15 protein-coding genes, 1 tRNA gene, 1 other RNA gene and 1 pseudogene are annotated in these 14,191 nt (G+C 65.6%); 5 read left to right on the plus strand and 13 right to left on the minus strand.

The features are described 5' to 3' along the window. The 5 genes from G205_RS01175 to rnpB form a co-directional block, all read right to left on the minus strand. The gene (locus G205_RS01175) at positions 1-798 is read right to left on the minus strand and encodes an HNH endonuclease family protein (RefSeq protein WP_035751650.1); all 798 of its coding nucleotides are present in this window, start codon (positions 796-798) and stop codon (positions 1-3) included. A gap of 112 nt (positions 799-910) precedes the next feature. Continuing rightward, a complete protein-coding gene (locus tag G205_RS01180; RefSeq protein WP_009372903.1) occupies positions 911-1,120 on the minus strand; it encodes a hypothetical protein in 210 nt (69 codons plus the stop codon). Between the two features lie 71 nt (positions 1,121-1,191). After that, positions 1,192-2,670 carry a glyceraldehyde-3-phosphate dehydrogenase gene (locus G205_RS01185; RefSeq protein ID WP_083874976.1) on the minus strand — a complete coding sequence of 493 codons (1,479 nt, stop codon included), beginning with the start codon at positions 2,668-2,670 and terminating at the stop codon, positions 1,192-1,194. Positions 2,671-2,916: 246 nt separating this feature from the next. Beyond that, the gene (locus G205_RS01190) at positions 2,917-3,459 is read right to left on the minus strand and encodes a TspO/MBR family protein (RefSeq protein ID WP_009372905.1); all 543 of its coding nucleotides are present in this window, start codon (positions 3,457-3,459) and stop codon (positions 2,917-2,919) included. A gap of 43 nt (positions 3,460-3,502) precedes the next feature. Continuing rightward, positions 3,503-3,891: RNase P RNA component class A (gene rnpB, locus G205_RS20515), an RNA gene on the minus strand. A 56-nt stretch (positions 3,892-3,947) separates the two neighbouring features. On the opposite strand from rnpB, the gene G205_RS01195 reads away from it, so the two are divergent. Then, positions 3,948-4,712: a YaaA family protein gene (locus tag G205_RS01195; RefSeq protein ID WP_009372906.1), complete on the plus strand. Its 765-nt coding sequence runs from the start codon at positions 3,948-3,950 to the stop codon at positions 4,710-4,712. Positions 4,713-4,724: 12 nt separating this feature from the next. Here the strand turns inward: G205_RS01195 and G205_RS01200 are convergent, their stop codons facing one another. Beyond that, positions 4,725-5,462: a zinc ribbon domain-containing protein gene (locus tag G205_RS01200; protein ID WP_009372907.1), complete on the minus strand. Its 738-nt coding sequence runs from the start codon at positions 5,460-5,462 to the stop codon at positions 4,725-4,727. 86 nt (positions 5,463-5,548) lie between these two features. After that, positions 5,549-6,472: a Nif3-like dinuclear metal center hexameric protein gene (locus tag G205_RS01205; RefSeq protein ID WP_200859119.1), complete on the minus strand. Its 924-nt coding sequence runs from the start codon at positions 6,470-6,472 to the stop codon at positions 5,549-5,551. Between the two features lie 100 nt (positions 6,473-6,572). Between G205_RS01205 and msrA the strand changes: the two genes are divergently transcribed. The 3 genes from msrA (at position 6,573) to epsC (ending at position 8,721) form a co-directional block, all read left to right on the plus strand. Further along, a complete protein-coding gene (gene msrA / locus G205_RS01210) occupies positions 6,573-7,097 on the plus strand; it encodes a peptide-methionine (S)-S-oxide reductase MsrA (RefSeq protein ID WP_009372909.1) in 525 nt (174 codons plus the stop codon). A gap of 64 nt (positions 7,098-7,161) precedes the next feature. Further along, positions 7,162-8,097 carry a cysteine synthase A gene (cysK, locus tag G205_RS01215; RefSeq protein WP_009372910.1) on the plus strand — a complete coding sequence of 312 codons (936 nt, stop codon included), beginning with the start codon at positions 7,162-7,164 and terminating at the stop codon, positions 8,095-8,097. A gap of 39 nt (positions 8,098-8,136) precedes the next feature. Continuing rightward, positions 8,137-8,721: a serine O-acetyltransferase EpsC gene (gene epsC, locus G205_RS01220; RefSeq protein WP_009372911.1), complete on the plus strand. Its 585-nt coding sequence runs from the start codon at positions 8,137-8,139 to the stop codon at positions 8,719-8,721. A 101-nt stretch (positions 8,722-8,822) separates the two neighbouring features. Here epsC and gndA read toward each other — a convergent pair. Continuing rightward, positions 8,823-10,258 (minus strand): annotated as a pseudogene (gene gndA / locus G205_RS01225) (NADP-dependent phosphogluconate dehydrogenase). A 193-nt stretch (positions 10,259-10,451) separates the two neighbouring features. On the opposite strand from gndA, the gene G205_RS01230 reads away from it, so the two are divergent. After that, on the plus strand, positions 10,452-11,177 hold the full coding sequence (locus G205_RS01230; RefSeq protein WP_009372912.1) for a FadR/GntR family transcriptional regulator: 726 nt from the start codon (positions 10,452-10,454) through the stop codon (positions 11,175-11,177). A 176-nt stretch (positions 11,178-11,353) separates the two neighbouring features. On the opposite strand, the gene G205_RS01235 is transcribed toward G205_RS01230, so the two are convergent. The 5 genes from G205_RS01235 to G205_RS01255 all read right to left on the minus strand — a co-directional run bounded on the left by G205_RS01235 (position 11,354) and on the right by G205_RS01255 (position 13,764). Further along, positions 11,354-11,644: a hypothetical protein gene (locus G205_RS01235; protein ID WP_035751654.1), complete on the minus strand. Its 291-nt coding sequence runs from the start codon at positions 11,642-11,644 to the stop codon at positions 11,354-11,356. A 100-nt stretch (positions 11,645-11,744) separates the two neighbouring features. Further along, positions 11,745-11,820: transfer RNA gene (locus G205_RS01240), tRNA-Val, on the minus strand. Between the two features lie 106 nt (positions 11,821-11,926). Continuing rightward, positions 11,927-12,847: an NAD-dependent protein deacetylase gene (locus G205_RS01245; protein WP_009372914.1), complete on the minus strand. Its 921-nt coding sequence runs from the start codon at positions 12,845-12,847 to the stop codon at positions 11,927-11,929. A gap of 6 nt (positions 12,848-12,853) precedes the next feature. Beyond that, complete coding sequence (locus G205_RS01250) at positions 12,854-13,348, minus strand: peroxiredoxin (protein ID WP_009372915.1); 495 nt, start codon at positions 13,346-13,348, stop codon at positions 12,854-12,856. Further along, entirely contained in the window at positions 13,345-13,764 is a 420-nt protein-coding gene (locus G205_RS01255; RefSeq protein ID WP_009372916.1) for a DUF3052 domain-containing protein, read from the minus strand. Before G205_RS01255 ends, G205_RS01250 begins: the two co-directional genes overlap by 4 nt. Between the last annotated feature and the right edge of the window lie 427 nt (positions 13,765-14,191).

Raw genomic sequence — 14,191 nt, forward strand, 5'->3', positions numbered from 1 at the left:
TCAGCGGGCCCGCACCGTCTGCTGGTCCGGACAGGAGCCGAGGACGCGCTTCATCGCGTCCTTCTCCGCGCCGGTTACCCAGAGGCCGTAGGCGGCCTTCACGGAAATCTGTCGTGCCACGTAATGGCACCTGATGGACTTGTTTGCAGGAAGCCAGGTGGCGGCGTCGCCAGCGCTTTTCTGCTGGTTGGCCGGCCCGTCCGCGGCGATGAGGTTCAAGGGGTCATTAGCGAGGCTCTGGCGCTGGCCGGGAGTCAACTGCTGGGCGCCCTTTTGCCAGGCGTCCGCCAGGGCCACGACGTGGTCCACCTGCACAGCCCTGCTGCTGTCCTGGCCGCGGCGGAATTCGACGTGCTGGCCGGTGTAGGGCTCATGGAAGCGGCCGGCCGAGACCCGGCATCTGGAGCCCTCAGCGAAAACAACGTCCGCCAAGTCGCGGCGGAGGATGTCGTTGCGGGTATCGCAGCCGTTCCGGTCCACGTCGGACCAGGCCTGGCCGAAGGCTTCCCGGTCGTAGCCGCCCTTGCCTGCCCGGCCCTTGACCGGCAGCGTGTCCAAAGCGTCAAGGGCACGTCCGCCGGGGACCGGGTGGACTGGTACCACCGGCTTCATCCACGCGGGATCGAAGACGGGGGCCTCGGAAGGACCTGCCGGCGCCGGTTCCGCGAGGGCGAACTGGCCCGCGCTAAAGAACCAGGCAAAGCCCCCAACGATGGAAACCGCGGCCAGTGCCAGAATGACCCACGCCTGGCGCGCGCGGCGGCGGGCCCGCCGGTAGGCGGACCAGCTCACAGTCACGGCTTTCCCTGCCGGCGGCTGACGTCCTGCACCCCACGAGCCTAGGGCAGCGAGAACTCCACCTTGCCGTTTTCCACAGTGTGGAGGGCAGGTGACGGATCGGGTGGAGCGGTTACTGCTCCCGCATCACCCGCCGCAGATCCTCTTCGGCAATGGCCAGGAGGCCCTCGAGCTGGCGTACCCTGTCCTCGCCGACGTCGCCTGCCTGGTGTGCCGCGCGTGCCCGCTCAAGGAGCCGGACGGCTTCCTTGTGGTTTGCCTTGGCGACGTCGAGTGCGTGTTCCAGGGTGGTGTCGTGCTGGAGCGTCGAATCTTTTTCCATGCCATTAGTGTGGTCCCGATTCCCGGCTGATTCCAGAGAACCAGCCGGGAATTAGCGTGACCCGCGAATGGCTAGACGGCGATGGCCGCCAGCGCCTTGGCGCTTTCCTTGGCGGGGTAGGACGGCGGGTTGACGCCGGCCATCTCTTCCATCACGCGGACCACCTGGCAGCTGTAGCCGAATTCGTTGTCGTACCAGACGTAGACCACGAGGTTCTTGTCGGTGGAGACGGTAGCCAGGCCGTCCACGATGCCGGCGCGGCGGGAACCGACGAAGTCGGTGGAGACCACCTCGGGGGAATCGATGTAGTCGATCTGCTTGCGCAGGTCCGAGTGCAGCGACATCTCGCGGAGGTAGTTGTTCACCTCGTCCTTGGTGGTCCCGTTCTCGAGTGTCAGGTTCAGGATGGCCAGGGAGACGTCCGGGGTGGGAACGCGGATGGAGCTGCCGGTGAGCTTGCCCAGCAGTTCGGGCAGTGCCTTGGCGACGGCCTTGGCAGCACCGGTCTCGGTAATCACCATGTTCAGGGCAGCGGAGCGGCCGCGTCGGTCACCCTTGTGGAAGTTGTCGATCAGGTTCTGGTCGTTGGTGAAGGAGTGCACGGTTTCCACGTGGCCGTGGACCACGCCGAACTTGTCGTTGAGGGCCTTCAGGACGGGGGTGATGGCGTTGGTGGTGCAGGACGCCGCGGAGACGATGGTGTCCGTGTCCTCGATGGTGCCGTGGTTGATGCCGTGGACGATGTTCTTCAGCTCGCCCTTGCCCGGCGCGGTCAGCAGAACCCGTGCAACACCCTTGCTCTGCAGGTGCTGGGACAGGCCTTCGGCGTCGCGCCAGCGGCCGGTGTTGTCCACCACCAGGGCGTTGCTGATGCCGTAGGCGGTGTAGTCGATGGTTGCCGGATCGTTCGAGTAGATGACCTGGATCCGGACGCCGTTGGCCGTGATCGTGTTGGCTTCCTCGTCGATGCGGATGGTGCCTTCGAAGGAGCCGTGCACGGAGTCGCGGCGCAGCAGGCTGGCACGCTTGGCCAGGTCGTTGTCGGAACCGCGGCGCACCACGATGGCGCGCAGGCGCAGGCCATGGCCGCCACCGGCCTTTTCGATCAGGAGGCGGGCCAGGAGCCGGCCGATCCGGCCAAAGCCGTACAGCACCACGTCAGTGCTGGTGCGCTCGTCAGCGCCGCGCTTGCCCACGATCTCGGCGAGCTCGGCACGGAGGAACTCCTCCAGGGTGGCGCCGTCGCCCTCTTCCTTGAACTTCTGGTTCAGGCGGGCAATGTCGATCGCAGCCGCGCCCAGCTCAAGCCCGGCCAGGGTGTTCAGCAGCGGGGCAGTCTCTTCAAGGAGCAATTCGTCCTTGCTCATCCGGCGCGCGAAGCGGTGCGCCTTGAGGATGTTCATGGTGGACTTGTTGATCAGGCTCCGGCCATGGATGCTGGTCACCACGTTGTTCTCGCGGTACAGCCGGCCGATCACCGGAATCATGGCCTCGGCGAGGGCCTCCCGGCCCATCCATGTATCAAGACAAGAATCTGACGTCTGGCTCACAGAAATACCTTCCTCGGTTCAGCCGCATACGTCCTCGTACGCGGATGTCGGCCACCGGATGATGTCCAGGGGCACCCACGCCTGCAGGGTTCGGCCCCCAGGCGCATGGATCGTGTGCAAAGAAAAACCGCCGGCTGCGAACGCAACTCCCGGCGGAAGAACCCCTACGTCCGCTATCCATTCTAAATTGGCCCGCGCCCCGCAACAGGCTGCAGGCGCGTGAAATCACTCACACGGCCGGGCAAGCTAATTGTGCAGGGCCGAATAGAGGTTGAGGCTGGCGGAAAAGACCACCCAGGAGAAGTAGGGCAGCACCAGTAACCCGGCACCTGCGCTGACCGGTCCGAACCGCATGATCAGTAAGACCAGGGTCACTGCCAGGCCGGCGATGACGGCGAACGCGACCCACAGGGCAGCGGTCCCCAGGACGGGATACAGTCCGAAGAACGCCAGCGGCCACCCTGCATTAAGCACCAGCTGGACGACATAGCAGGCCAGCGTCCCCCTGGTCAGGGCACCTTTTCGCCAGACCAGCCAAGCGGCAACGGCGACGCCGATGTAGAGCGCGATCCACATGGAGCGGAACATCCATCCCGGTGGCATCCAGGGCGCCTTGACTGACTCCGCGAACCAGCCGGGCGAATGCAGGATGATGGGAACCGAGGCCAGCGCCCACGCGGCCAGGGAAAGGGCCAGGAAGCCCAGCAGGGCAAGCGCCTGCCTGGCGCGGCCGGGAGTGGCACCACGGGCCGGTTGGCTGTCCGGGTGGCGATCAGTATTTGCGGGCACGGTTCAGGATCACCAACAAAACTTCCAAGGTCAAACCGGTTGATGGACGGGACAGCCGATACGCCGGGTTCTGTTCCCCGCTTCCGTTGCCGGAAGTGGAGCGACGGCCATCCATCTACGAGTACCGTTGCCGGTACCCTCCAGCGGCCTACCCGGACACTCGGGCGGGCAGCCCTCAAACGTGTCCTGTCTGGCCTTGCTCCGGGTGGGGTTTACCTAGCCTTCCCGGTCACCCGGGAAGCTGGTGGTCTCTTACACCACCGTTTCACCCTTACCCGCGCTCCCCCGTCCACGGACAAGGATGCGGGCGGTCTGTTCTCTGTGGCACTTGCCTGCGGGTTACCCCGAGTGGGCGTTACCCACCACCCTGCCCTGTGGAGCCCGGACGTTCCTCGAGCCACTTGCGTGGCGCGCGGCCGTCTGGCTGTCCCATCCTCAACCAGTCTACCGGCGCGGGGCGTCCTTTCCGCCGCCGGTAGGATCGGACGGTGCTTATTCTGCTTCCCCCCTCCGAAGGCAAGACGCCGGCAGTCCGCGGTGCCGCCGTCGACTGGCAGTCCCTGGGCTTCCCCGCCCTCAACCCCTACCGCGCCAAAGTCCTCGAGGCGCTGGGGACCGTCAGCGCGCACGAGGACGCCCTTGCGCTCCTGGGGGTGGGAGCATCGCTGAGCGACGACGTCCGCCGCAACACCCGGCTCCACGCGGAGCCGGCGGCACCGGCACACACGATCTATTCCGGCGTCCTGTACGACGCCCTCGGCTACCGGAGCCTCACCCCGGCCCAGCGCCGCAAGGCAGACGAATCGGTGCTGGTCATTTCGGCGCTGTGGGGAGCGTTGCGTTTCGGCGACAGCGTCCCTGCCTACCGGCTCTCAATGGGGACTGCACTGCCCGACGTCGGCCGGCTCGCCCCGTTCTGGAAGCCGCTCCTGGCGGACGCACTCGGCGGGGCGGTGGAGGGCCACCTGCTGGTGGACTGCAGGTCCAGCACCTACGCAGCCGCGTGGACCCCGCCCCCTGCCCGGACGGTCGCGGTCAATGTCTTCACGGAGACCGGCGGCGTGCGCAAGGTGGTCAGCCACTTCGCCAAGCACACCCGTGGTGAGCTCGCACGCCACCTGCTGGTCCGTCGCGGGAAGGCTCCTGCCAGCCCCGAACAGCTTCTGGGCGCGGCACGGGAGAAATGGGATGCGGAGCTGGTTGCGGGATCGGCGCGGAAGCCGCACGCCCTGAACATCATCCTGCAGGACTGAAAGCCCGGCAGGTCAGGCCCACTCCTCCGAACGCACCAGGATGGCGCCGGAATCGGGGCAGAAGACAATGTCGTCCGCGGAGGCTGCCTTGATCTCGGCGAGGTCGCCGGGGCTGAGCTTCATGCCGGAAGCCTCCGACGTTCCGTGGAACAGCCGGGCAGCGCCGACGCCCCGCTTCGCGAGCGTCTTCTCGTAGACGGCAAGCAGTGGGGCGTCGAGTCCCTGCGCGAATTCATCCCGCCTGGCCCGGACCCCGGCGGCTTCCGCGTCGACCCCGGCGATGGCCTCGTCCAGCTCGGCGCGTATACCGCCGAAAGAACCCTGGATGTCGTCAACGATGACCTGCTGGGCTGCCTGGCGGGCCCGGAGGGTGTCCAGCCTTTCCAGGATTTCCAGCTCCACGTCCTCCAGGTCGGAGCGGCGCTTGTTCAGCGACGCAATGTCCTTTTGGAGGGCCACCAGGTCCTTGGACAGGCCGGTGCCGCTGTTGAGCCTTGCCTCGTCCCGTTCGATGCGGGTGGCCACCTGTTCCACGTCCGCCTCGGCACGCTTCAACTCGGATTCTGCGTCGTGGACGGCCACCTTGGCTGCGCCAAGTTCGCCGTTGGCAACCGAGAGGGCGGCTTCGAGGTCCTTGATCCGCGGATCGTTCTCCAGCGCCCGGCGGCGGGTGGCGAGAGACTTAAGCCTGGCGTCCAGCCCCTGCAGTTCGAGCAACTTCAACTGTTCCGCCGGTGCTGCCTTCGCCACTATTACCTCCGCTTGATCCCTTCCGGCCGGAGCCGGGCACCCTGCAGGCGCTTCCTTGACTCTAGCGCGTGGCCTGCTCCCCCGGCTTAGCCCGGAGTGAGTATGAAGTCCCACGGATCGCTGTTGGTGTTACTGACCTGGATTTCGACGTCGTGGCCCTGGTCCGCGAGGACGTTGCCCAGGGCGGCTGCCGCGGCCGGCAGCCAGAGCCATTCGCTGGCGAAGTGCGAGACGTCCACGAGGTACGGCCGGCCGTTCAGCGCCGACTCCCGGGCTTCGGATGCGGGGTGGTGCCGGAGGTCGGCCGTGACGTAGACATCCGCGTTGCTGGCCCGGACCTCGTTGAGCAGCGAGTCGCCTGCGCCGCCGCAGACGGCGATGCGCCGCACCAGGCCGTCCTTGTCGCCGGACACCCGGACGCCGCCGGCCACGGACGGCAGGATCCCGAAGACGCGGGCGGCAAACTCACCCAGGGTCATGGCATCCGCCAGGTCGCCGACCCGGCCGATGCCCTCTTCCGGCAGCCCGTTGGCGGCAACGGTCAGGGGCGCCACGTCCCGGAGTCCCAGGGCGTCTGCCAGCACGTCAGAAACGCCTCCGACGGCGGAGTCACCGTTGGTGTGCACCGTCAGGAGTGCCGTACCCGACTCGATGAGCCGGTGGACTGCCCTTCCCTTCGCCGTGGTGGCGGCAACCGAGGTGACCCCCTTGAGGAGGAGCGGATGGTGGGTGATGAGGAGTTCGGCGCCCCAATCCACGGCTTCCTCGATGACCTCCAGCGTAGGGTCCACCGCGAACATCACCTTGGTGACGGGAGTGGACGGGTGGCCCGCAACGAGTCCCACCTCGTCCCAGTCTTCGGCCAGGGATTCGGGCCAGAGTTCCTCCACCGCCAGCAGCAGGTCGCCCAGGCTTGGAGCCTCCGCCGTACCGGCCGCCGCCGTGTCCGAGGGGGCGTCGCCGTCGTTGTGGTCTTCGGGGCCGGTAACGTCGGTGTCCACAGGTTCCATAGTCTTAGTTTTACCCCATCCGCCGTGGTCGCCCCCGTACCGTGACGGGTAGCGCAGCCGGCAGGGGAATCATCCGGGCCCGCCAACCATTGAAGAGGTCATGAAAACTTTTGTTCTGGGCGGAGGCTGCTTTTGGTGCCTTGACGCTGTCTACCAGAAGACCACGGGCGTCACCTCGGTGGTGTCCGGCTACACCGGCGGGCACGACCCCCACCCCGACTATTACTCCGTCTGCAGCGGAACCACTGGCCATGCCGAGGTCGTGGCCGTGACCTTCGACGAGGACATCATCCCGGCCGAGGTCATCCTTGACATGTTCTTCGCCCTCCATGACCCCACCACCCTGAACCGCCAGGGGTACGACGTCGGCACGCAGTACCGTTCGTCGATGTTCTACGAAACCACGGAAGAGAAGATCCTGTTCGAGGAGGCGATCGAACGGAACCAGGAGCTGTGGCGGGATCCGATCGTCACCGAAGTCAGCCGGCTTCCGCGCTTCTATGTGGCAGAAGAGTTCCACCAGAACTATTACGCCAAGCATCCGGAGCAGGGGTACTGCCAGGTGATCATCAACCCCAAGCTGGCCAAGGCCAGGAAATATTACTCTGCATGGCTTAACGCTTAGCCACGGTTACGCCGCCTCGTTAGGCTGACCTCAGTATCCACCCTTCAGAGATAGGCGTATGTACATGGCACGGATCTATGACGATGTAACGCAGCTGGTCGGCGGCACTCCGCTGGTCAGGCTCAACCGGCTCAGCGAGGGGCTGGAAGCCACTGTCGCCGTGAAGCTGGAGTTCTACAACCCTGCCAACAGCGTCAAGGACCGTATTGGCGTGGCCATCGTCGACGCCGCCGAGAAGTCCGGTGCCCTGAAGCCGGGCGGAACCATCGTGGAAGGCACCTCCGGCAACACTGGCATCGCCCTGGCCATGGTGGGTGCTGCACGCGGCTACAAGGTCATCCTCACCATGCCCGAGACCATGTCCACCGAGCGCCGGGTCATGCTGCGCGCCTTCGGTGCCGAGATCGTCCTGACCCCCGGCTCCGAAGGCATGCGCGGTGCCGTGGAGAAGGCCCAGGAAATCGTTGCCAACACGGAGAACGCCATCTGGGCGCGCCAGTTCGCGAACGAGGCCAACCCGGAGATCCACCGCACCACCACGGCCGAAGAGATCTGGGCCGACACCGACGGCGAGGTGGACATCTTCGTTGCCGGCGTCGGCACCGGCGGAACGGTCACCGGCGTCGGACAGGTCCTGAAGGAGCGCAAGCCCGGCGTCCAGATCGTGGCCATCGAACCCAAGGACTCGGCCATCCTCAACGGCGGCGCCCCCGGCCCGCACAAGATCCAGGGCATCGGCGCCAACTTTGTCCCCGAAATCCTCGACACCAACGTCTACGACGAGGTCCTCGACGCCACGCTGGAGGATTCCGTGCGCGTTGCCCGCGACCTCGGCGTCAAGGAAGGCATCCTGGGCGGCATCTCCTCGGGCGCCATTGTCTGGGGCGCGCTGGAGCTGGCCAAGCGGCCCGAGAACAAGGGCAAGCTGATCGTCGCCGTCGTGTGCGACTTCGGCGAGCGTTACATCTCCACCGTGCTCTATGACGACATCCGGGGCTGATCAGGCCGCTTTCCGCCCGTTTCCTGTAGAAAGAACTTTGTGGGCTTTTTCGCAAGACTGAAGGAAGACCTCGACGCCGCCCGGTCCCATGACCCGGCGGCTCGAGGTTCTTTTGAGAACTTTTTCGCTTACTCCGGCCTGCATGCCATCTGGATCCACCGGCTGACGCACCGGCTGTGGCAGAATCCTGCCCTCCGGTTCCCGGCCCGGCTGATCTCCCAGCTGGGCAGGTTCGCGACCGGCATCGAGATCCATCCGGGCGCCACCATCGGCCGCCGGTTCTTCATCGACCACGGCATGGGCGTGGTCATAGGTGAGACTGCCGAAATCGGCGAGGACGTCATGATGTACCACGGTGTGACCCTCGGCGGCCGCTCCCTGGCGCGCATCAAGCGGCACCCCACCATTGGCGACCGCGTCACCATTGGCGCCGGGGCCAAGATCCTGGGACCGATCACCATTGGACGGGACAGCGCCGTGGGCGCGAACGCCGTCGTCGTTAAGGACGCGCCGCCGGAGTCAATCGTCACCGGTGTTCCTGCCAAGTGGCGGCACCGCGACGCGCAGCGGGAGACCAAGCCCGCGGTGGACCCGGCCGAGTACGACATCGAATACCGGATCTAACCTGCCGCCATTCTGCTGGCATCCCGTAAGACAAACAAACAGTAACGGCCGGCAGTTCCTGGAGATCTCCAGGAACTGCCGGCCGTTTGCCGCTGGACTGGCTAGTGGGTGTCCACCGCTTCGATTTCGGACTTGTCCTCGCCCCACAGGGTGTGGAACGTGCCTTCGGCGTCGATCCGGCCGTAGGTGTGCGCACCGAACAGGTCGCGCTGTCCCTGGATCAGGGCGGCAGCAACACGCTTGCGGCGCAGGCCGTCGTAGTAGGCCAGCGAGGAGGAGAATACCGGGACGGGAATTCCGAGCTGGACTGCGGTGGCCACCACGCGCCGCCATGCCGGCAGGGCATCGGCGATGGCCTTCGTGAAGGCCGGGGCGAACAGCAGGTTGGCCGGCTTCTCGTCCGCGGCGTAGGCTTGGTGATGTCCTTGAGCAGTTCCGCACGGATGATGCAGCCCGCACGCCACAGGGAAGCGATCTCGTCCAGCTTCAGGTCCCAGCCGTATTCCTTGGCTGCCGAGGTCAGCATGTCCAGTCCCTGCGCGTAGGAGACCAGCTTTGACGCGTAGAGCGCCTGGCGGACGTCCTCGACGAAGGTGTCCGGGATCTCGACGGCGGCTTCCCCGCCTTCCAGCAGTTCCTGGCCCAGCTTGCGCTGGCCGGCCTGCGAGGAGAGTGCACGGGCGAAGACGGACTCGGCGATGCCGGACACCGGGGAACCGAGCTCCAGGGCGGAGATGACGGTCCAGCGGCCGGTGCCCTTCTGTCCGGCCGCGTCCACCACGACGTCGACGAACGGCTTGCCGGTCTTGGCGTCAACGTGGCCCAGGACTTCGGCGGAGATTTCGATCAGGAAGGAGGAGAGCTCGCCCTTGTTCCATTCCGAGAAAATTTTGGCCTGCTCGGCGGGTTCGATTCCGGCCCCGGAGCGCAGCAGGTCAAACGCCTCGCCGATGACCTGCATGTCCGCGTATTCGATGCCGTTGTGGACCATTTTGACGAAGTGGCCGGCGCCGTCGGTGCCCACCCATGCGCAGCAGGGCTCGCCGTCAACCTTGGCGGAAATCTTTTCCAGCAGCGGGCCGAGGGCCTTGTAGGACTCCTTGGAGCCGCCCGGCATGATGGACGGGCCGTTCAGTGCGCCCTCCTCGCCGCCGGAGACACCCACGCCCACGAAGTGCAGGTCCTTCTTGGCCAGCGCGGCTTCGCGCCGGCGGGTGTCCTCATAGTGGGAGTTGCCGGCGTCGATGATGATGTCGCCCGGTTCGAGCAGCGGCTCGAGCTGTTCGATGACCGAGTCCACCGGCTTGCCGGCCTTGACCATGATCAGCACGCGCCGGGGCTTCTCCAGTGAGTCGACCAGTTCCTGCAGGGTTTCGGTGCGGATGAAGTCGCCTTCGGATCCGTACCGCTCCAGCAGTGCGTCGGTCTTCTCCACGGACCTGTTGTGCAGGGCGACGGTGAAGCCGTTCCGCGCGAGGTTGCGGGCCAGGTTGGCACCCATCACCGCAAGGCCGGTGACACCGATGTGTGCAGACATCAAAACTCCAATTCATTGCTTCAGGACGAATGGCGGCAGCCTCGTCGAAGCCGCCCGCCATGACCAGGGTCGGAATAAAGCATATATATTCCGGAGGTATGAGGAAAGGGGCAACCGGATACTGGAATGCTTTGTGTCGCCGCCGGCCGCCTCCAGCCTGGCCGCCGGGCCCGTTCCCACTAGGCTTAACGGCATGACCAGCAGCCTGCACCACCGTGCCATCGAAAATCTTGGCACCCGCATCATCGCAGGCGAGTTGCCTGCTGGCCATGTCATGCTCGCAGAGCAGCTTGAAGACGAACTCAAGGTTTCCCGGTCCGTCATCCGTGAAGCAGTCCGCGTCCTGCAGTCGCTGGGGCTGGTGGAGACCACGAAGCGGGTGGGCATCCGGGTCCTGCCGCCCAGCCGCTGGAATCCCTTCGATCCGCAGGTCATCCGGTGGCGGCTTGCCAGCGACGCCCGCGGCGCGCAGCTTCGCTCCCTCGCTGAGCTGCGGGCGGCCGTTGAACCTGCCGCGGCCGAGTTGGCCGCCCAGAACGCGCCGGCCCCGCTGAGGCTCGAGCTGGTGGACGTGGCCTATGCCATGCGCGACGCCGGCCTCAACGGTGAGGTGCCGCGCTTCCTGGACCTGGATATCCAGTTCCATTCCCTCCTGCTTTCCGGCTCCGGCAATGAGATGTTCGCCAACCTCATGGGCCAGGTGGCGGAGACGCTGACCGGCCGAACGGTGCACGGCCTCATGCCCGACCACCCCAACGAGGCTGCCCTGCAGTGGCACGTGGACGTGGCGGAAGCGATCGCCAGGGGCGACGCCGCGGCGGCGAGGGAAGGTTCCGACCGGATCCTTCGCCGGACCATGGCCCGGATGGCCGATACCTGGACCGAGCAGCCGCGCGTCTTCATCCCGGTCCGCCGCTGACGGCCGTGACCCAAGACTCCGGCCCCGGGTAATGCTGCAGACACATTCAACGGTAACTTTTTGTTTCCTGCAGTTCACGGTATATTCAACTCAGGCCCTCCACCGCGGCATCCCCCAATAGTCGCGGTGGAGGGTTTTCCAATGCCCGCACGCAGGCCCTTCCCTTGGGACTGGTGCTACGCCGCGCCGGCCAGGGACTCCCGCAGGCGCCAGCCGCCCCCGAGTCCGTCACGTTCCAGCACCATGGTGGTCAGGGCGGAGTTCCGGTTGCTTCCCAGCCGCACCTGGACCTGCAGGATCTCCACGTCCACGCGGCTTCTGCCCTTTGGCATCCTCCGGTGGGTCTCCCACCAGTTAATCCGTTCGAACCATCTCACCGGCTCGGCACCCACGGACCATTCCCGTCCCCGGCAGACCACCGCCGTCGGCATTCCATCTCCGCCCCTGCGGACTATCACGTGTTCCATGACTGCAAAGCTATGGCGGGGGTCTGACATTCGGCTGTGCCGCCAACGAAAAAACCCCGCAGTTCCGTGAGCCTGGAAGGCAGGAAATGCGGGGTTTTTGTGGTGGGTCCTACCGGGATCGAACCGATGACATCCACGGTGTAAACGTGGCGCTCTACCAGCTGAGCTAAAGACCCAAGGCGCTGAATCCGGCGTTTCCGCCGCAACCAACGAACATAGACTCTACCTGACGCGGAGCCCCAAACGCGAATCGGCGCAGGGGCTGCTGCACGGACCAGCATGTCAGAGCGGCGGCAGGTTCCCGGCAAGCCAGGTAAGCGACTCCGAAACGCCCGCTTCCAGCTTGATGGTGGCTTTGTCATCCCCGCGGGTTTCGCCCCGGTTGATGATCACCACAGGTTTGCCGTCCTTGGCGGCGTGCCGCACAAACCGCAAACCGCTCATCACGGTCAGCGAGGAACCGGCCACCACCACGGCGGCAGCCGCGTCCACCATCGCGTAGGCCTTCTCCACCCGGTCTTTGGGAACGTTCTCGCCAAAATAGACAAAGTCCGGCTTCAGGGTTCCGCCGCATGCCGGGCAGGCAGCGACGACGAAACTGCTGATCAGCGCCCGGTCCTCCACGGTGGCATCTGCGTCGGGCGCCATCTCCACGAGACCGGTGGCCGCAGCCCGTTCAAGGAAATCCGGATTGAGTTCGGCCAGCATGCCGGCCAGGAGCTTCCGGGAATAGGTGCGGGTGCAGTCGAGGCAGACCACCTGGTCGAACCTGCCGTGGAGGTCGATGACGTTCGAACTGCCGGCATCCTCATGGAGGCGGTCCACGTTCTGCGTAATCAGGCCCGTGAGGTAGCCCCGCCGTTCGAGGTGGGCGGCCGCAAAGTGCCCTGGATTCGGATCCGCGTGCCGAAGGTGTGACCAGCCGATATGGTTCCGTGCCCAGTACCGTTGCCGGTTCGCTGCTTCGCGGACAAACTCCTGGTAGGTCATTGGGGTACGGGGCGGCGAGCCCGGGCCCCGGTAGTCGGGGATGCCTGAATCAGTGCTGAGCCCGGCGCCCGTCAGCAGCGCGAAGCGCATTCCGCCCAGGAGGTCCCGGATCCTGCGGAGCACCTCAAGGTCCTGGCTGGAGGGGGCGGCGGCGGGTGCCGGCGGCATGCTGGCAAAGCCCGTCAGGCCTACCCCGTGCCGCTGCCCTTCCATGCCCGCTCAGGCCTCCGCCAGCCCGGCAAGTGCCGCGCGGTACTCCTCGAAGTCCCTGGCCTGGCCCCTCGGGTTCACCACCGTGTACCGGATTGTTCCCGCCGCATCGATGATGAACGTGCCGCGCCTGGCCATCCCGGTCTCTTCGTCGAAAACACCGTAGGAGGAAGCGACGCCGCCATGGGGCCAGAAGTCTGCCAGCAGGTCGAATCCGTACCCTTCCTGCTCAGCGTAGGCGCGGAGGCTGAACTTGCTGTCGACCGAGATGGCAAGGACCGTGGCGTCCGCGTTCTCGAACACAGCCAGGTTGTCCCGGATTTCGCACAGTTCACCGGTGCAGATTCCCGAGAACGCGAAGGGGTAGAAAACCAGGACCACGTTCTGGCCGCGGAACGACGAAAGCCGGACCGGCTCGCCGTATTGGTTGGAAAGCTCGAAGTCGGGGGCCGTCACGCCGACCGCAGGGACAGCAGCAGAGGCAGCGGCAAGCGCTGCCGTCACTTGTTCTTCCTGCTCACCAGGCGGCTGGCGCTCCAGTCCTTGGACACACCTGCGGACGTGGTGACGTGCAGGCCGGCGGTGGGCGCGGCCTCCTGGATGTCCGCCGGCGAGACGTAGCCGTCGCGGCCGGACTTGGGGGTCAGCAGCCAGACGACGCCGTTCTCCCCCAGCGTCGTCAGCGAATCCATGAGGCTGTCCACCAGGTCGCCGTCGCCGTCGCGCCACCAGAAGATGACGGCGTCCGCAACTTCGTGGTCGTCCTCGTCCAGCAACTCCGAACCGGTGAGGTCCTCTATATCGTCACGCAAGTCGAAATCGACATCGTCGTCGTAACCGAACTCCTGAATCAGATCCCCATTCTTGAAACCCAATTTTTCCGCCACATTTACCGAAGTGGCGGCGTCGGCCTCGCTCACGTGTTCCTCCAATGCCTTAGATATGCAGTGCACATAGTGATTTCCATTACTCCCCAAGCCAACACCCTTTGTGCCTGCGCTTCAAGCTGCCGCCCCCGCCGTGCAGCATATTCTGCGTCACATCGGGTGCGGCCGGCCCGCTGTGCAGCGGCTTTTCGTCACAGAACCAGTATGACGGCGAAATACAACTGGAGTGCCCGGGCTGCGGCTACGCATCGCCTTGCGGTGAGGGCTAGAGTGGCTGATGACAACTATGCCTGCGGGACAACAACCTTGTAACTCCGTGCAGACATAGGAGCTCTAGGACCCTGCCCGGCACACATGACCGGGCTGTTGTAACCGATACGTCGCACACGGCGTATATACGCCGGGCAGTCACCCTGCCTGGCCTGAGTGCGCCGATTCATGCGCGCAAAGAGAGGTTGGA

The sequence above is a fragment of the Arthrobacter nitrophenolicus genome, from assembly GCF_000332815.1.
GTDB lineage: Bacteria > Actinomycetota > Actinomycetes > Actinomycetales > Micrococcaceae > Arthrobacter > Arthrobacter nitrophenolicus.